Origin of the sequence: Thalassospira profundimaris WP0211, from assembly GCF_000300275.1 — a bacterium.
GTDB lineage: Bacteria > Pseudomonadota > Alphaproteobacteria > Rhodospirillales > Thalassospiraceae > Thalassospira > Thalassospira profundimaris.
Window position 1 is genome coordinate 232,165 of the sequence record NZ_AMRN01000004.1, and the last position, 18,564, is coordinate 250,728.

The window sequence follows — 18,564 nt, forward strand, 5'->3', positions numbered from 1 at the left end:
CAGGCGGACGCCGCCCAGGATCGAGTTTGCGAAAGTGATCACCCGATGGCCACAGATACCCCGACCCCGTGGCCGATCATCACAACAATCATGTTGTAACACGAACCAAACATGCTTCGTCCAGATTGAAGGGCTGTCACAAAAGGTTCCATCATATTTATTTGACTATATCGAATTGATATATGATATTTCGATATATATCGGATTGATATAGTCGTTTTGGCACCTTCCCCCGCCGCGGCATACTCAGTCCCGGATGCGTAAATAAGGATACAGAACACAAGATGGACGTACGTACTTTATGTCTGGGTGCCCTGATGGGCGGCGAGGCAACAGGATATGAAATCCGCAAGATGTTTGAAGATGGCACATTCAGCCATTTTCAAATCGCGTCCCTTGGTTCGATCTATCCGGCCCTGACCAAACTGACTCAGGACGGTCTGGTGACATTTGTTGAACATGAACAGGAAAACAGACCGGACAAGAAGATCTATCAACTGACATCCGAAGGACGTCGCACATTCCTGCGCACGTTGTTGCAGACCAGACCGGCCGAGGATCGTTATCGTTCCGACATTTTGTTCATGCTGACCTTTGCCGAAGAAATGCCGATTGAACTGACCGAGGCGCTGATTGATGAATTTGCTGCCCGTCATGAATTGATGAGCCAACAGATTGATCCGGAAAACACCGACAAACCGGCGCATCAAAAATCAAATGCCCGCGATGAAAACGGCGAACTCAGACCGGGATGCTGTTTCGTTGCCGGACTGGGGCAGGCCATGCGCAATGCGACGCTGAAGTTTATTCGCGAAAACAAGCAGGGCCTGCTTGATGAGTTAAAGGCGCGCAAGACCAACAAGTCCTAGGACGAAACCGAACGCTGTGCGCAAGACGTGCCCAACAGAGCCACTGACGCATTCCGATAGCGGAAGATTTGAGGGAACAGAACAATGAATGCTTCACGCCTGATCGCCATTCTACTGGTCGTTGGGACCGTTATATGGATCGGCAGTGCCTATTTGACCGGCGAGGATGCGCCTGCGCAAAACGAACAAAGCGCGGCCGCAAACCCGGCAAACGAAAGTGCGGCGGAGAAACCGCATGCCAGCGTGCGCACGATTACCAGCCGCGCGGTCGATCACGTCGATCATCTGCGCATTACCGGGCGCACCGAGGCGGTCATTTCTGTTGATATCCGTGCTGAAACCGAAGCGCGCGTGATTGAAATCGGCGCGATCAAGGGTCAGGCAGTCCAAAAGGGTGATCTGATTGCCCGCCTTGAAGTCGGGGACCGTCAGGCCCGCGTTGCCAAGGCCCGCGCCCTTGTCGCGCAGCGTGAACTCGAACATTCGGCGGCTGAAAGCCTGGCTGAGAAAAATTACCGCTCCAAAACCGGCGTTGCCGAGGCGCTTGCCCTTCTCGAAGAAGCACGCGCCGACCTGACCATCGCACGCACGGAGCTCGGCAATACCGAAATCCGCGCGCCGTTTGATGGCATTGTCGAAGAACGCCCGGCCGAGGTCGGTGACCTTTTATCCATTGGTGATCCGGTCGCGACCCTTATTCAGGGTGACCCGATGCTGGTTGTGGCCCAGGTGCCGGAACATTCGATCCGTGCGATTGATCTTGGCCAGCTTGCCAATGTCACCCTGTTTGATGGCAGCACCCATGACGGCATCGTGCGCTATACCGCGCGCGTTTCAGATAACGACACCCGCACCTTCCGGGTTGAGGTGGAGATCGATAACGCCGATCTGCGCATCCCCGATGGCATGACGGCAGAGCTTGAAATCCCGGTCGGCACCAAGCGTGCCCATCTGGTGACGTCTTCTGTCCTGACGCTAAATGACGCGGGCGAGCTTGGTGTTCGCTCGATCGTTGATGACAACAAGGTCGATTTCCTCCCCGTTGAACTTCAGGGTGGTACACGTGAACGCATCTGGATCGGCGGTCTGCCCGAAGAGTTCGAACTGATCGTGGTCGGCCATGACTGGGTCAAGGAAGGTGCGACCGTCGATGTCGTCCATCTGGAAACCGACAAGGACGGCCTGCCGATCATGCAGGATAGCGAAGCCCCCGGGGCTGTTCCCGGGGCTGAAGATACTGCCACCACCCTTTCGGAAAATGCCGCGCAGTAAGCGCGTATCATGAGGAGATGAAAAATGTCCCTGATTGATCACGCGCTTAATCGTTCGCGCACCGTCATTCTGGTTCTGGTCCTGCTACTTGTTACAGGCTGGGTTGGCTATAACACCATCCCGAAGGAAGCCGACCCAGACGTTCAGATCCCGGTTCTGTACGTCACCATGCATCATGACGGCGTCTCGCCCGAAGATGCCGAACGCCTTCTTTTGCGCCCAATGGAACAGGAACTCCGTTCCATCGAAGGTGTGAAGGAAATGCGATCGCAAGCCTATCAGGACGGCGCATCGGTCACGCTTGAATTCTATTCCGATGTCGAGATTGACGAGGCGCTGGCAGATGTTCGCGAACGGGTCGATATCGCCAAATCCGAACTGCCCGATGAAACCGATGACCCCGAAGTGCACGAGGTCAACCTGTCGCTGTTCCCGGTTCTGGTCGTGACCCTTTCGGGGGACGTGCCCGAACGCGCGCTGCTGCGCATGGCGCGTGACCTCAAAGACGCGATTGAAGGCCTGCCTGCCGTTCTGGAAGCCAATCTGGCGGGCGAGCGTGAAGAACTCGTCGAATTCATCATTGATCCGATGAAGATCGAGGCCTATCGCCTCAATGGCGTCGATATCGTCACCCTGGTGCGGAACTCCAACGCGCTGGTCGCGGCTGGCGCGGTTGATACCGGCAGTGGCCGCTTTAACATCAAGGTCCCCGGCCTCTTTGAAAGCGTGAATGATATCCTTGATATGCCGCTTCTGGTCGATGGCGATTCCGTTATCCGCTTCCGCGATATCGGTGATGTGCGCCGGACCTTCAAGGATGCCGAAAGCTTTGCGCGCCTTAATGGGGAACCGGCAATTGCGATCGAGGTTTCCAAGCGTGTCGGCGAAAACATCATCGAAGTTATTGATGCCATCAAGGCCACTACGGCCGAGGCACAACAAGCCTTCCCGCCCAACCTGACGATCAGCTATTCGCAGGACAAGTCATCTGACATCCGCACCATGCTGACCGATCTGCAAAACAGCGTGATCCTTGCGATCCTGCTGGTGATGGTGGTCGTGATCTGGTCGCTTGGCTGGCGTTCGGGCCTTTTGGTCGGTCTTGCCATTCCGGGATCGTTCCTGACCGCGATCCTTGTGCTGTGGGCGCTGGGGATGACGGTCAATATTGTTGTTCTGTTCAGCCTTATTCTTGCCGTCGGGATGCTGGTTGATGGCGCGATTGTGGTCACCGAATATGCCGACCGCAAAATGATCGAAGGCCTGCATCGCAAACAAGCCTATCCGCTTGCAGCCAAACGCATGGCACTTCCGATCATTGCATCGACCGCGACGACGCTTGCCGCCTTCCTGCCGCTGGCATTCTGGCCGGATGTGGTTGGCGAATTCATGAAGTTCCTGCCGATCACGGTGCTGTTCACCCTGACCGCGTCGCTTGCCATGGCATTGATCTTTGTGCCCACAGTTGGCGCATGGTTTGGCAAACCGGGCAGCCAGAACAATGAAAGCCTGGAAGCCATTGCAGCTGATCATGGCGATGACATCGAAAAGGTCAAAGGCGGCACCGGCGTTTATGTCCGGATGCTAAAGACCTGCCTGCGGTTCTACTGGCTGATTGTGCCTGCGGCCTTTGTGGTTCTGATTTCTGTCTGGGCGGCATTTGGTCAACTGGGCAAGGGTGTTGAGTTCTTCCCGTCTGTTGAACCCGAAGTCGCCATTGTTCAGGTCCGCGCACGCGGCAACATGTCCTATTACCAGCAGGACACTCTGCTGCGCGAAGTTGAAAACCGCATTCTGGCCCTTGATACCCATCACGAAGGCGAGAACTGGTTTGATACCGTCTATGCCCGTTCCGGGTCCGGTGCAGGTGGTAACGAAGCTGCCGAAGACGTGATTGGTGTCGTTCAGCTTGAATATGCCGATTGGCAGACCCGCCCCAAGGCGAGTGAGATCGAAAAGCGCATTCTGGCCGATACCGCCGATCTGGCCGGTATCCAGATCGAGGTCCGCGCACAGGAAGCAGGCCCGCCGCAAGGCAAGGACATCCAAATCCAGTTGCGGTCCTTCTATCCGGAACTGCTTGATCAGACTGCGACCATGCTGATGACGGGCCTTCAGGATATGGGCGGTCTTTACAACTTCGAAGACGGCAAATCGCCCCCGGGCATTGACTGGGAATATAGCGTTGACCGTGCACAGGCGCTGAAATTCGGGGCCGATATCACACAGATTGGCAATGTCGTCAAACTGGTGACCAATGGCATCAATTTCTCGACCTATCGCCCGGATGATTCGACGGAGGAGATCGATATTGTCGGACGCTACCCGGCAAAATATCGCTCGCTTGAGGAATTGCAAAACCTCAAGATCGTGACGGACAAGGGTTTGGTGCCGATGGCCAACTTCATCAAACGCACGCCCATGCCCAAGACCGGCACACTCCATCGTGTTGACAGCCGCCGCACCCTGACCGTCAAGGCAGACGTGCAGGAAGGTGTTCTGGTCGATACCAAGCTTGGTGAGGTCAAAGAATGGATGAGCACCCTTGCGATCGATCCGCGCATTTCGGTCGAGTTCAAGGGTCAGGATGAAGAACAGAAGAAGTCGGCCGAGTTCCTGCAAAACGCCTTTTCGGTGGCACTGTTCATCATGTTCATCATTCTGGTCACCCAGTTTAACAGCATCTCAAGTTCGCTTCTGATCATGATCGCGATCATCATGTCGACGGCGGGCGTGTTCCTCGGATTGATGCTGACCGGGCAGGCCTTTTCGATTGTCATGAACGGGATCGGCATTGTCGCGCTGGCCGGGATTGTCGTGAACAACAACATCGTTCTGATCGATACGTTCGACCGGCTCAAGCACACCGCCAGCAGCATCGAAGCAGCCATCCTGCAAACCGGCGCACAGCGTTTGCGTCCGGTGATGCTGACCACGGTGACGACCATTCTTGGTCTGGTGCCGATGGTGCTGCAGATCAATATCGACTTTGCTGCGCGCGATGTATCGGTTGGCGCACCTTCCACGCAATGGTGGGTGCAACTTTCGACCTCCATCGCGTTTGGTCTGGCCTTTGCCACGGCACTTACGCTGGTCTTCACGCCCTGTGCGCTGATGGCGCGTCACAAGCTGGGCGGGCTGATGCGAAAGATCAAGCCGCGCCTCGCAAAACCGTTCAGCGCAGGCCTGCCAAAAGGCCCGACTGACCAGACCAGCTAACCCCATAGCCGCGCGCTTTTTCCCCCGACCCCGCCGCGCGGTTACACCGGCCCCCTTCCCCGGGGGCCGGTGACTTTTTATCCCGGCAATACTGCAACGTGAATGGAGCGCGCTTGCTATATCATTATTTTATAACTATATGATTTTTCGCTTCGAACATGATCGGGCGGAGGTGGCGAATACACACTTTCCTAAGGATTTTAGAAGTATTTTATCATTATTCGTCACAACTGATTTCCGCCGGAATCAAAGGAACTGCATGGTATCGGCTCTCTGGCATAACGCGCGACCAAAGGTCTTTGGCATTGCCTGTGCACTTGGCGCAGTGATGTCTGATGGCGCGATGGCCCAGAATAGCTCGGAAGATCAATTCTTTACCTGGGCGGTTCCCGCCTTTGCCCCGGCCTTCATCCATAAGCAAGGCAAACTGACCGGCTATGCCGCCGATACCCAGAACTGGTTTGCTGCCCAACTGCCGCAGTATCGTCACGACGTTCTTCATGTGCCGCTTGCCCGCCTTCTGGCTGAAATGAAAAACGGCGAAGGGGCATTGCGCTGCTCGACAACGCTGATCCCGACCCCGGAGCGGCGCGAATATATTACCTTTGCCAAAACCATCCTGCTGCATCTGCCGATCTCGATTGTCATTCGGGCCGAGGATGAAGACCGCTTTACGCCTTATCTGAATAAGGAAGGTCATGTGGAGCTGGAGCAGCTTCTTGCAGACGAAAGCCTGTCAACGGCAGTGCGCATCGGCCGGGCGTATGGTTCGCGCGTCGATGGCCACCTGAACCGGTTCCGCGATACGCATCAGGTCATGCAGGTTGCCGAGGATACCAAGTTCGTTCGGATGCTCGACCTTAAACGCATAGACTGGACGCTTTATTTCCCATCCGAAGCCGAATATTACCGCCGCACCCAAACGCCCGAGCTTGAAATCAAGGCCCTGCCGATTGCCGGCAACACCACCTTGCTTGAAGCCACGATTGGTTGTGCGAAAACGCCCGCTGGGCAAAAGGCAATTGCCGAAATCAACGCCATTGTCGATGAAAACCCGACCATGCCCTGGACGGAGTTTTATGCCAACTGGCTAGGCCCCAATGACCGCGAATGGTTCAATGCCGCGCGCGACCAATACATCCACGCCGAACATTTCGAAACCCGGCTGGAATACAGCCCCTCGACCGCGCAATAGAAATCAAAAAAGCCGGCATATGCCGGCTTTTCTTTTGGTCTTCTGATCGGATGATCAGTTCTGATGGACGCGGTTCAATCCCTCTTCGGGATCGTCATCGGGTTCACCATCATCGTCTTCTTCATCTTCCTTGTCCTGACGCTGCTGGTTCTCAACCCCCATGCGGCGATAGGAGCGATAAGACAGCGGGAAGGTGATGAAATAGATCGCGGCAATCGCCGAGAGGGTCAGCCACGGCGACGACACCAGAAACGCTACCGATGCGCCAAATGCCAACATCAACGGCAATACCCATGCGCGCGGTACCTTGACCTTCTTGAAGCTGAATGTCGGCAGGCGCGACACCATCAGGCCCGCAATGATCACACCATAGGGTGCGACGATATAGGGGCTGTCAAAGATGCCTTCGCCAAACTGGAAGGTCAGAACAATCGGCCACATGGCTAGCGCCGCGGCAGCCGGGGCCGGAACCCCGGTAAAGAACCGGTAGGCCCAGGTTGGCAGTTCAGGTTCGCCCAGCATCTGCGTGTTGAAGCGCGCCAGACGCAGCATCATGCAAACCGCAAACAGAAGCGACAATGCCCAGCCGATGCCACCAAATTCATGCAGCGACCAGAAATACAGCATCATGGCCGGTGCAACGCCAAAGCAGACAAAGTCGGACAAGCTGTCGAGTTCGCCGCCAAAGCGGCTGGAGGCGTTGAGCATGCGGGCAAGACGGCCATCAAGACCGTCAATGATCCCGGCAATCAAAATGGCGGCAACGGCGGCCTCCCAACGATCCTGCATCGCAAAGCGGATCGAGGTCAGACCGGCACACATCCCCATGATCGTCGCAACGTTCGGCACAAGTCGCGTCAGCGACATCGCCTTGAAACGACGGGGACGACGAACGGGATCGATGCCGCCTGCCATTATCGGATCTCCCCGACTGCGGCGTCCTTGCCCTTGGCTGAGACATCAGCAAGGACGGTTTCACCGGCAATCGTCGTTTGCCCGACAATCACGTTCGGCGAGACACCTTCGGGCAGATACACATCCACGCGCGAGCCAAAGCGGATCAGGCCGAAACGTTCACCCGCTTTCAGCTGCGAACCGGTACCGACATCACACAGAATACGGCGCGCAACCAGACCGGCGATCTGAACAACACCGAACTCGCGGCCTTCCTTGTCACGGACAAGAAGGATCTGGCGTTCGTTGTTTTCCGATGCCTTGTCGAGTTCGGCATTGACGAACTTGCCGGGCACATAGGCCTCGCCAACGATTTCGCCATTGACCGGGCAACGGTTCACATGGACGTTGAACACATTCATGAAGATCGACACACGCGTACGCGGGGTCTTGTCGTCAAGTTCAAGTTCCTTGGGCAGTGGTGCTTGCGAAATCATGCAAACGCGGCCATCTGCCGGGGAAATCACCAGATTTTCGTCGGTCGGGGTAATACGATCCGGGTCGCGGAAGAAATACGCGCACCAAAGTGTCAGGATCACACCGATCCAGCCCAGCGGTTCCGCAATCAGGAACAAGCCCACAGTGATCGCTGCAAAGATCGCAACGAATTTCCAGCCTTCCGGATTGATCGGCACAAGAACGGATTTCAAAGTCTTAATTCCCTGGTTGCCATGGTTGGGCATATCAATTTGGTACCCTTGGTACCGTGCGGGCGCTTTCCTACCATCTAGTGATGACAAAGGGCAACGCAACCCGCGTCAAACTGTTTGGCCCCAAACTTAAAAGGGGCAAAACACACTTACCATGTGCTTTGCACCTCGCAAAGAAAAGTGATGCTTATTGCTGATTTTCTTCGTTCGGCAGTGCGAAAATCTGCCCCGGATAAATCAGATCAGGATCGCGGATCTGGTTGCGGTTCTGATGATAGATCACCCAGTATTTCAGGCCTTCACCATAAGTACTGCGCGCAATCCGCCACAGGCTGTTGCCCGGCTGAACGACATAGCGTGAACCCGGCTCAAGAATTTGGTCTGGCCGTGCACGTTCGAACGGAATTTCAACACGTGCGGTCACCTTGCCGGCACTGTCAAGCTGATCAGCGCGCAGCGTGTAATTACCCGGCTCGATCGGCTGTCCGGTGGTCAGTGCCCAGTTGCCGTTTTCATCGGCCGGCGCAGTGCCAACATGGTTGTTATCAAGGTAAACCCGAACTGTGTGATTAAGGTCGGCCTTGCCCGACATTGCAACGCGGCCCTCGGTATCGTAGTCGACAACATCAATCGACAGACGCGGAAGGGTCGCGTCTTGCGTATCAGAACCTTCTTCCTGTTTCGCTGCGGCTTCGGGTGCCGGTCCCTGCATTACGGTAACGGCACCGTCACCATCAGATGGCACCTTAAGCGCGATCACAGGCTGCTTTTCGCTTGCCGGTTCGCTGTCGGTGGCCCCGGCGGTTCCTGTCGTCTCGCCATTTTCACCGCTTTGTTCACTGGTGGCTGCCGGTGCCTTTTCCTCTGGGATCAGGACAACGACCTTGTCATCTGCCTTGGAAACATTCCCGGTGGCGTCTTCGGCTTCAAGCGACAATTCCCGATCACCACTGGCCAAGGGTTTGTTTGGCAGAACGACCCATTCACCGCGTTCGTCGGCCGTGGCTTCGCCAATCACTTCTTCACCCTCGCGGATGCGAACAGTGCTGTTGGGTTCGGCGCGGCCTGCAATGACGGCATTTCCGTCCGGGCCGATGCGCACGACATCAAAGCTTGGATTGGTGATCGCAGGTGCGTCAGTGGCCGGTTCAGACGCCGGTTCGTTTGGCGTCGTCTCGGTGGTAACCGCAGGCGCCTGTGTTACTGCCGGTGCGGTTTCTTCATCCGCACTCTTGGTCAGCATGTAATTCAGCGCAATCGCTGCAATGATCAGTACAACGCCGACAATGACGAGGATATAGGGTCGCTTCACCGGAAATATCCTTGAACGATGTTTATGTTTATAACTCTTCTGCTCAAGACACTGAAATTGCTTGCCATATTCCCCTCAAACAACCCGTGCGAGCACGTTAATTAGAAACTTGTACTACTTTGTACGTGCAGTTTCCATAACGTAACCTACAAACGATACATCGCAACCGTTAGGCAAAGATGAAGAGAGCAAGACTGCGCACAGCAAACACCCTTGAGGTCAAAGGCTTCTGGCCGCCATCTCCGCCCCGACATAGGCTACAAGCGCGGCCATGATCAGTGGCAGGGCCAGAACACCGACCCGGATCATCATACCCAGAAGTGCGGCCTGTGCCGGGTTATCGGTGGGCAGATGCGCTGCCAGCCTGACCGAGGCCTGACGTGCTGAAACCACCAGAAGCAACACCGCAAAGGCAAGGCAGGACGCCGGCACCATGATCATCGCACTTGCCGCCCCCGACATCAGCGCACCAACAACGCCAAGCCACACCGCCACACGGTATTGCGGGGCCGCCTTTTCAGAAATCAGCGCGACAAACAATGCCACCGTCAAGGCCGCCTGAAACACAACATGATCGCCAAGGCCAAACAGATGAACGATGATCCCCTGCCCCAGGGCCAGGGTCATTAAAACCGCAATCGGCCCGGGTTTTGCGATTGTTTCCACGTCGCCTTTGGCATCTGTCGTCGATTTGCCGGATTTTGATTTGGTACTTTTGGCTTTCCTGCCCTTGGCGGGTTTTGCCGCGTCATCGTCATCCTCAGTGAAATCCGGGCGCGTCACCCACAGGAAACATCCGCCGACAATCAAAAACGCCAGCCATGCAAAAATCTGGATCGCGCCGGGATGGTATGACAGCCCCCGAATTGGTGCAGCCAACACCAACCAGCCGCCCAAAAGCAGGGTCAGCCCGGCAACGCCCAGTGATATGCGTTCCGACAGTCGCGAAATATCCATGATCGCACCACAGACACCGCCAAGCACCAACATCAAAAGTGCTGCGCCCACGCCACCGCGCGCGGTTTCGGGCAGTCCAATGGCCGCGGGCACGGCCACGGCAACCGCCGGAATGATCGCGCCCAGAACAAGGCGACGCGCGATGGAACGTTCCAACCCCAGCCACAAGGCCAGCATCAGAACGGCGGCGATAATGCCCGATATCACAATGGCGAGAATGAATGGACTATCGACAAACACGTTGGGCGGTCCTGCCTTCTTCTTATGAATATGCTTAGCGCAGTTTCCTGCTGTGAGAATTACCCATCCCACAATCAGGTTCAGAACTTGTTAACCCTGCGACAAAAAGCGCGCGATCTTCGGCCTTCCAGAGCTTGGCCGTCAATGCCATAGCCAATTGGCAAGATTACGGCCAAAGGCGAACAAATCAGGGCACGATCGATAAAATTCAGATGCTGCTATGCGGAAATTACTGCCACAGATGCGATCGGATCGGTTAAGGTCCCCTTCCGTACGGGGTTTCGTTCAGAAATGCGTCGCCCAGCTACCTGCGAAACAAGAAACACAAGGCAGGTCGCCATGACAAAAGTAAAATCAATCTGTGTCTTTTGCGGTGCTTCGGATGGCAAGAATCCGCAACACATGGAAAATGCCATCGCCTTTGGCAAAATGATGGCCGAACGCGGCATCACGCTGATTTATGGCGGCGGCCGGATCGGCCTGATGGGGGCCGTGGCAGATGGCGTTATGCAAAATGGCGGATCGGTCGTGGGCATCATCCCGGCCCATCTTGACGATATCGAAGTCGGCCATACGGGTCTTTCCGAACTGATCGTTTGCAAATCCATGCATGAACGCAAGGTCGAGATGTTCCGTCGCTCGGACGCGTTTGTCACCCTTGCCGGTGGGCTTGGCAGCCTCGATGAGGCGTTCGAAGCCATGACACTTCGCCAGCTTGGCATTCATGACAAGCCGATGGTGTTCCTCAATGCGCTTGGTTATTGGGACAAGTGCTTTGACATGATTGACGCCATCATCGACGAAGGCTTTGCCCGCCCCAGCCACAAGAACCTCTATACCGTGGCCAACACGCTCGATGAAATCTTTGAACAGCTTGCCGCCGAACCGGCCCCGCGCTTTGACCCGCGCGAAAAGCTTTTCTGATCTCGGCAAAATAGCCTGACCAAAGCCCGGCCAGCCTCACCTGACCGGGCTTTTTTGTGGTAATCACGCCACTGGAAGAACCGATACTTCAGCTCGAATGAAGATTAACGGGAAAGCTCGCAGGTTGGTTTATCGGCAATCTTTGCCATGCGCTGATCAAATTCATCGGCCAGATCGGCCAATGTGACAGAGGCAAATTTTTCGATCAGCAGTTTTTCAGCAGCCTCGAACGCACTGCCAAGTGCCGAGTTAACCGCCTGTTCAACAAGGCATTCCGGATGATCGACGGCAACTCCAACGGCAAAGAAAGCGGGATTGCCAATGGCGCGATGTATATCGAGCATTGTGATTTCCGATAAGGGCCTGGTCAAAACCCAGCCACCACCGTGACCTTTTTCCGAATGCACATACCCATCATCGCGAAGCCCCGCCATGGTTCGTCGCACCACCACCGGATTTGTCCCAAGCATCTGCGCGATTTGATCAGACGTCGCAGCACCGTCTATCCGGTCCATATGAATAAGAACATGCAGCATGCGCGAAAGTCGGCTGTCACGACGCATTGCGAACTCCTGATGCGGGTTTGATTTCCAGCAATTCGTAGCACTTGGCACATCTCGCAACAACAAAAGTTTCGAATTCCTTTGACTCGCTCATATCACGATACTTATGAAGTTACATTATGCACATCCATATGTTTGACGAGGAAATGCAATGTCACCAAATGTCCCTTCTGCTGCCCAATCAACCACGGCAGGCAAGAAACAATATGACGTCGCCGTTATCGGGGCCGGGTTCGCCGGGCTTTCGGCAGCGATGCAGCTTGCGCGCGCCCGGTGCGATATATGTGTGATTGATGCCGGAGAGCCCCGTAACCGTTTTGCGACCACCGCCCACGGAGTTCTGGGTCATGACGGCAAAACCCCGGCCGAAATTCGCACTACCGCCATTGATCAGCTTTGTCGCTATGAAACTGTTGATTTTCGTCGCGGGCTGGTCACCGACGCCATGGCCTGCACGCTTCGCGATGCATCCGATCCGCTGTTTGGACTGAAACTTGCAGATGGTGGGGCCCTTGAAGCCCGGCGTATCATTCTGGCCACCGGCGTACGCGATAGCCTGCCCGATATTCCCGGCCTTGCCGAACGCTGGGGCAAAACGGTTTTGCATTGCCCATATTGCCATGGCTATGAAGTGCGCGATAGCCAGATCGGTGTCATCGCGACCATGCCAGCGTCAAGCCATCAAGCCATGATGCTGCCTGACTGGGGTCCGACCACCTATTTCAGCCAGTCTGAACATATACCCGATGACGACATGGTACTGGCCATGCGTGATCGTGGCATCACCATCGAACATTCGCCAATTGTCGAAATTCTGGGCAACGCACCGGTCATTGATGGTGTCCGGTTGGCGGACGGGCGCACTTTGCATATCCAAACCATTTTCGCCGGTCCAACCGTTTCCATGCCAAACCCGGTTGCCGAGATGCTGGGATGCCGATTTGATGAAGGACCACAGGGTCCGTTCATTGCTGTTGATCCCAGTCAGGAAACCAGTGTGCCGGGGGTATTTGCCGCCGGTGATGCCGCAACTGCACGTCACAATGCAACCTTGGCGTCGGCCGCCGGTGTCATGGCCGAGTTTGGCGCGCACCAATCGCTAGTGTTTCGATAAGATCGTAAACCAGGGACAAACTTCAATCATATCCGAACAGGCACCGCCACGCATACCGCGCGGCGGTGCTTTTGTTACACGCCCGTGCAAAATGGATGATCCGGGAACGGTGTTCATTTGATTATCGCCCGGAAACCCCATAATTTCCGCGCGGTTCGTAACCGTCTGAATATTCATATGAATGTCACGCTTCTGAAATCTTAGTGACAACGAAGCCGCGTATGATCGCTTCAATGTTCAAAACAACAAATTGAACGATCAAATGAATATTTCTACGCGACAGCGCGACATCATCGACATCCTGCGCCGTGACAGCTTTGTCTCAATCGACAAACTGGCCGAATATTTTGACGTTACCCCGCAAACCGTGCGGCGCGACGTCAATATGCTCAGCGACGCCAATCTGGTGCGCCGTCGCCATGGCGGGGTTGAATATGCTGGCGAACCGGGCATGAACCTGTCCTATGACAGTCGTCAGGTCACCAATATCGCCGCCAAACATGCCATATCGCTGCATGTCGCAAGCCTGATCCCCGACGGGGCATCGATCCTGATCGGGATTGGCAGCACGCTTGAACTGGTTGCGCTTAATCTGGTCGATCATCGCCACCTGACGGTGATTACCAACAACATGAATGCCGCCATGGCGCTGGGCAACAACACCAGCAACCGGATTGTCATTCCGGGTGGCACGCTGCGCCTGCCCGATCGCGACGTCATCAGTCCCGAAGCAGAGGCCATGTTTAACAAATACAAGGTCGATTACGGCCTGTTTGGCGTCGGCGGTGTTGAGCCGGACGGGACGCTCACCGATTTCGACCATCGCGAAGTTTCACTCCGTCAGGCAATTGCCGCCAATTGCCGCAGATCCATCCTTGTTGCCGACCAATCCAAATTCGGCCGCCCGGCCCCGGCCAAGGGCGGCCACATTACCGACCCCGACCTGATCGTGGTTGATGGCGTGCCCGGCGGCGTTTTCGATCCGTTGTTTGACCGTCAGGACGTTCGCGCGCGTCTGCAAATTGCCAAAAGCGAAAGTTACGAATGACTAGCCAGCCTCCCTTTATTCGCATCAGTTCTGTGTCGCGCGTGTTTAACGGCGGCAACGGCGTACATGACCTGTCACTCGACATTCCGCGCGGAAGCTTTGTCGTTCTGCTGGGGCCATCGGGCTGCGGCAAATCGACGACGCTACGCCTGATTGCCGGGCTTGAAATCGCCGATCACGGGACAATTGAAATTGATGGCAAGGATGTCACAAGTGCGCCGCCCTCCAAACGCAGCCTGTCGATGGTGTTTCAGTCCTATGCCCTGTTCCCGCATCTGAGTGTTGCCGAAAACATCGTCTTTGGCCTTAAGGTCCGCAAAACCAAAAAGGACGAAATCAAGACCCGTCTGGCCGATGCCCTGCGCGTCACCGGGCTTGAAGGATATGAAGACCGCAAACCCGCCCAGCTTTCCGGTGGGCAGCGACAGCGCGTTGCATTGGCGCGCGCAATTGTTGCCGGTCATCCGCTGTGTCTGATGGATGAGCCGCTATCGAACCTGGATGCCAAACTGCGCCATGCGGTGCGCAAGGATATCCGCGACCTGCAACAACGCCTTGGCATCACGGTTGTCTATGTCACCCATGATCAGACCGAAGCCATGAGCATGGCCGACATCGTCATCCTGATGAAAGACGGCCGGATCGAGCAGATCGGAAACCCCGCCGACCTTTACCTGAAACCCGCCACCGCCTTTGCCGCCGGATTTGTCGGAAGCCCGCCGATGACCCTGATCCCGGCCAATGCCCTGCCAACCTCAGTCATCCCGGATGGGTTTGATGCCAACAATCTGACCTTTGGCATCCGCCCCGAAGATCTGATCCTGTCGACCGGGCAGAACGATCATCCATGGGGCATCCCGGCGACCGTTACCGGCAGCGAGTTTTTGGGGGCCGAGACATTTCTATTTGTTGCGATCCCGGGAACGGATGGGGCCACCGCCCGCCTGCCGGGTCGCGTTGAAATTTCGCCCGGGACAGAAGTCTCGCTCAGTTGGGTTGGCGCTGCGGCCCACTGGTTTGATGGCGAACACGGTCATCGTCTGACACCGACGGTACCGGGCACATCAGCGCAAGATACCAAGATCACCTCTCAACCTGACACTGCAACTTCGACACTTTAACAGGGAACTTTTGTTCATGCGTAACATCGTAACCAGTGCTGCATTCGCGGCCGGACTGATGGCAACGGCGGCGAGCCCGGCCTTTGCTGCCACTGAACTGACCATGTATTATCCCGTCGCTGTTGGCGGCCCGCTGACCAGCGTGATTGACGGCATGATCGAAGGCTTTGAGGCCGAAAACCCGGATGTCAAAGTCAACGCCATCTATGCCGGCAACTATGACGACACCCGTCTGCGTGCGGTTTCTGCAATCAAAAGCGGCGATCCGGCACAGCTTTCCGTGATGTTTTCAATCGACGTTTACGACCTGATCGAACAGGACCTGATTGTCCCGTTTGATGATGTCGTCAAAACCGCCGAAGACAAGGAATGGCTGAACGGCTTCTACCCGGCGCTCATGGCCAATGGCGAAGTCGATGGCAAAACCTGGGGCATCCCGTTCCAGCGTTCGACCATTGTCATGTACTACAACAAGGACATGTTCCGCGAAGCCGGTCTTGATCCGGAAATGCCGCCGCAAACCTGGGAAGAACTGGTAACGACTGGCAAGGCACTTTCGAAAGACGGCAAATGGGGCCTGATGGTGCCCTCGACCGGTTATCCGTACTGGATGTTCCAGTGCTTTGCCATCCAGAATGGCAAGGAACTGATGAGTGCCGATGGCACCGAGACCTATTTCAACGATCCGGCTGTTGTCGAGGCGCTTGAATTCTGGCGCGGCCTTGCGACCGAAGAAAAAATCATGCCGGAAGGCACCATTGAATGGGGAACCCTGCGTCAGGCCTTCGTTCAGGGCCAGACAGCCATGATGTGGCATTCGACAGGCAACCTGTCGGCGGTCAAGCGCGAAGCACAGTTTGATTTCGGCGTTGCCATGCTGCCGAAACACAAGCAGCCGGGCTCGCCGACCGGTGGTGGCAACTTCTATCTGTTCAAGGACTCAACCGATGAGCAGAAAGAAGCATCGCTGGCGCTGATCAAATACATGACCGCACCAGAACGTGCCGCAGAATGGTCGATTGCCACCGGTTATGTTGGTGTCACCCCGGATGCCTACGAAACCGACGCGCTTAAGGCCTATGTTGCGGACTTCCCGCCAGCACTGGTCGCGCGTGATCAGCTTGAAGTCTCGGTTGCCGAGTTTTCCACCTATGACACCGCCCGTGTCCGCGAAGGTCTGAACAACGCCATTCAGGCGGCCCTGACCGGTGAAAAGACCCCGGAAGAAGCCCTTGGCGATGCGCAAGCCGAAGCAGAACGTCTTCTGCGGGCCTTCCACTAAGAACGCCCGATCTGCACGCCGAAGCGGGATATTCCCCGCTTCGGCACCTTTGTTTGATGACTTTGATTAATTGATTTCTTCGCAGGACGTGCCGACCATGAATGAAATGGCCCGACTTCAAAAACGCAGGCTTGCGCTTTATGGCTGGATGCTGGCCGCACCGGCATTGGCGCTGATGAGTTTGTTTGCCTTTTATCCGGCCATTGCGACCTTTTGGCACAGCCTGTTTAGCCGCGGCACGTCGCGCCGCCCGTCGGTGTTTACCGGGTTTGAAAATTATGGCGATCTGTTTGCTGATCCGACCTTTTGGACGGTTGCGACCAACAACCTGATTTATGCCGGGGTCACCATCCCGGTTTCGATCATCTTTGCGCTCGTCATGGCGCTTTGGGCCAATGCCCATATCCCGGCACGGTCATTCGTGCGCAGTGCCTATTTCACGCCGACCATTTTGCCGATGATTGCAGCGGCCAATTTGTGGCTGTTTTTCTATACGCCCGATCTTGGGGTGATTGACCAGATTACCGGCTTCTTTGGTGCATCGCCAACCAACTGGCTGGGACAGCCGGAAACGGCCCTGGCATCCGTCATTATCGTGACGATCTGGAAGGAAGCCGGGTTCTTCATGATCTTTTATCTGGCAGCCCTTCAGACCATCCCGCCGGATCTGCGTGAAGCCGCCCGGATCGAAGGTGCTGGTCGCTGGACCTATACACGCCGCGTGTTACTGCCGCTTTTGATGCCGACGACGATCTTTGTGTTTGTCAATGCGATGATCAATTCGGTCAAACTGATCGACCATCTGTTCATCCTGACCAAGGGCGGGCCAAACAACGCGTCCAAACTGATCCTGTACTGGATCTGGGAAATGGCATTTGCCTATTTCGACAGCCCGCATGCGGCCGCCATGACCATTCTTGTGTTGCTGGCTCTTGGCCTTGTTGCCGTCGCGCAGTTCCGACTGGTTGAAAAACGGACCCACTACCGATGAAAACAGATACCGTCACTGCCAACACCACACTCAAACTGCCTGATCTCGACAAGGTGCTGGATGCGCTTGGCGCATGGGTTCTCGCAATCGTCTGGATTTCACCGCTGCTGTTTGCTGCCTGGGCGGCATTGCAACCATCCGGCACGGCCCTTGGTCTGGATTTTTCCAATCCGCTGACGTTCGAGAACTTTGTCTATGTCTGGGGTGCCGTGCCGTGGGGTGGGTATTTTACCAATACCGTGGTGCTTGTGACCCTGATCCTTGCGGGGCAGCTGGTGCTTTGTACCCTTGCCGGGTTCGCCTTTGCCCGGTTTGAGTTCAAGGGCCGCGATACGGTCTTTATCCTCGTCCTTTTGCAGCTTTTCATTCTGCCGGAAGTGTTGATTGTCGAAAACTACGCCATCGTGTCCAAGCTTGGCCTGTTTGATACAGCCCTTGGCATCGGTCTGCCTTACATGGCCAGTGCGTTTGGCATTTTCCTGTTGAGGCAGGCGTTCAAATCCGTACCGATCGAGCTTGAAGAAGCCGCCCGGATTGAAGGATGCAGTTGGATGGGCGTTCTGTGGAAGGTCTATGTGCCGGCGGCCAAGCCGGTCTATCTGGCCTATGCGCTGGTATCCATTGCGACCCACTGGAACAACTTCCTTTGGCCATTGATTGTGACCAACTCGCCAGAAACCCGGCCGCTGACGGTTGGATTGTCGCTGTTTGGCGCACCGGAAACCGGGGTGGATATTTCGGTCATCAGTGCGGCAACCATCATGACCATCGCCCCGCTTTTGATGGCATTCCTGATCTTCCAACGCCAATTCATTCAAGCGTTTCTGCGCGCTGGCATTCGATAGAAACCGGC

At 55.8% G+C, this 18,564-nt stretch carries 16 protein-coding genes; 11 read left to right on the forward strand and 5 right to left on the reverse strand.

Going from position 1 to position 18,564, the window contains the following annotated elements; translation table 11 throughout:
* The first annotated feature begins 284 nt into the window (after positions 1-284).
* The 4 genes from TH2_RS09995 (at position 285) to TH2_RS10010 (ending at position 6,555) form a co-directional block, all read left to right on the forward strand.
* A complete protein-coding gene (locus tag TH2_RS09995; protein WP_008890303.1) occupies positions 285-869 on the forward strand; it encodes a PadR family transcriptional regulator in 585 nt (194 codons plus the stop codon).
* Positions 870-953: 84 nt separating this feature from the next.
* Complete coding sequence (locus TH2_RS10000; protein ID WP_008890304.1) at positions 954-2,141, forward strand: efflux RND transporter periplasmic adaptor subunit; 1,188 nt, start codon at positions 954-956, stop codon at positions 2,139-2,141.
* 24 nt (positions 2,142-2,165) lie between these two features.
* Positions 2,166-5,360 (forward strand): efflux RND transporter permease subunit, encoded by a 3,195-nt coding sequence (locus TH2_RS10005; RefSeq protein ID WP_008890305.1) that lies wholly within the window; start codon positions 2,166-2,168, stop codon positions 5,358-5,360.
* A 259-nt stretch (positions 5,361-5,619) separates the two neighbouring features.
* Positions 5,620-6,555: a TIGR02285 family protein gene (locus TH2_RS10010; RefSeq protein WP_008890306.1), complete on the forward strand. Its 936-nt coding sequence runs from the start codon at positions 5,620-5,622 to the stop codon at positions 6,553-6,555.
* Between the two features lie 54 nt (positions 6,556-6,609).
* On the opposite strand, the gene pssA is transcribed toward TH2_RS10010, so the two are convergent.
* The 4 genes from pssA to TH2_RS10030 all read right to left on the reverse strand — a co-directional run bounded on the left by pssA (position 6,610) and on the right by TH2_RS10030 (position 10,668).
* Positions 6,610-7,470: a CDP-diacylglycerol--serine O-phosphatidyltransferase gene (pssA, locus tag TH2_RS10015; protein ID WP_008890307.1), complete on the reverse strand. Its 861-nt coding sequence runs from the start codon at positions 7,468-7,470 to the stop codon at positions 6,610-6,612.
* Entirely contained in the window at positions 7,470-8,192 is a 723-nt protein-coding gene (locus TH2_RS10020) for a phosphatidylserine decarboxylase (RefSeq protein ID WP_008890308.1), read from the reverse strand. The genes pssA and TH2_RS10020 overlap by 1 nt, the downstream gene beginning before the upstream one ends.
* A gap of 154 nt (positions 8,193-8,346) precedes the next feature.
* On the reverse strand, positions 8,347-9,471 hold the full coding sequence (locus tag TH2_RS10025; RefSeq protein ID WP_008890309.1) for an Ig-like domain-containing protein: 1,125 nt from the start codon (positions 9,469-9,471) through the stop codon (positions 8,347-8,349).
* A 219-nt stretch (positions 9,472-9,690) separates the two neighbouring features.
* On the reverse strand, positions 9,691-10,668 hold the full coding sequence (locus TH2_RS10030) for a hypothetical protein (RefSeq protein WP_008890310.1): 978 nt from the start codon (positions 10,666-10,668) through the stop codon (positions 9,691-9,693).
* A gap of 339 nt (positions 10,669-11,007) precedes the next feature.
* Here TH2_RS10030 and TH2_RS10035 point away from each other — a divergent pair, with 339 nt between their 5' ends.
* Positions 11,008-11,592 carry an LOG family protein gene (locus tag TH2_RS10035; protein ID WP_008890311.1) on the forward strand — a complete coding sequence of 195 codons (585 nt, stop codon included), beginning with the start codon at positions 11,008-11,010 and terminating at the stop codon, positions 11,590-11,592.
* Positions 11,593-11,696: 104 nt separating this feature from the next.
* Here TH2_RS10035 and TH2_RS10040 read toward each other — a convergent pair whose 3' ends face one another.
* Positions 11,697-12,155 (reverse strand): Rrf2 family transcriptional regulator, encoded by a 459-nt coding sequence (locus tag TH2_RS10040; RefSeq protein WP_008890312.1) that lies wholly within the window; start codon positions 12,153-12,155, stop codon positions 11,697-11,699.
* A 151-nt stretch (positions 12,156-12,306) separates the two neighbouring features.
* On the opposite strand from TH2_RS10040, the gene TH2_RS10045 reads away from it, so the two are divergent.
* From TH2_RS10045 to TH2_RS10075, 6 genes are all read left to right on the forward strand, one after another.
* Entirely contained in the window at positions 12,307-13,269 is a 963-nt protein-coding gene (locus TH2_RS10045) for an NAD(P)/FAD-dependent oxidoreductase (RefSeq protein ID WP_008890313.1), read from the forward strand.
* A gap of 262 nt (positions 13,270-13,531) precedes the next feature.
* Positions 13,532-14,317, forward strand: coding sequence for a DeoR/GlpR family DNA-binding transcription regulator (locus TH2_RS10055; protein ID WP_008890315.1), 786 nt, complete (start codon positions 13,532-13,534; stop codon positions 14,315-14,317).
* On the forward strand, positions 14,314-15,438 hold the full coding sequence (locus TH2_RS10060; protein ID WP_040823375.1) for an ABC transporter ATP-binding protein: 1,125 nt from the start codon (positions 14,314-14,316) through the stop codon (positions 15,436-15,438). Before TH2_RS10055 ends, TH2_RS10060 begins: the two co-directional genes overlap by 4 nt.
* A gap of 16 nt (positions 15,439-15,454) precedes the next feature.
* Positions 15,455-16,720: an ABC transporter substrate-binding protein gene (locus TH2_RS10065; protein WP_008890317.1), complete on the forward strand. Its 1,266-nt coding sequence runs from the start codon at positions 15,455-15,457 to the stop codon at positions 16,718-16,720.
* Positions 16,721-16,817: 97 nt separating this feature from the next.
* A complete protein-coding gene (locus tag TH2_RS10070) occupies positions 16,818-17,711 on the forward strand; it encodes a carbohydrate ABC transporter permease (RefSeq protein WP_008890318.1) in 894 nt (297 codons plus the stop codon).
* Positions 17,708-18,556 (forward strand): carbohydrate ABC transporter permease, encoded by an 849-nt coding sequence (locus TH2_RS10075; RefSeq protein ID WP_008890319.1) that lies wholly within the window; start codon positions 17,708-17,710, stop codon positions 18,554-18,556. The genes TH2_RS10070 and TH2_RS10075 overlap by 4 nt, the downstream gene beginning before the upstream one ends.
* The last annotated feature ends 8 nt before the right edge of the window (positions 18,557-18,564 follow it).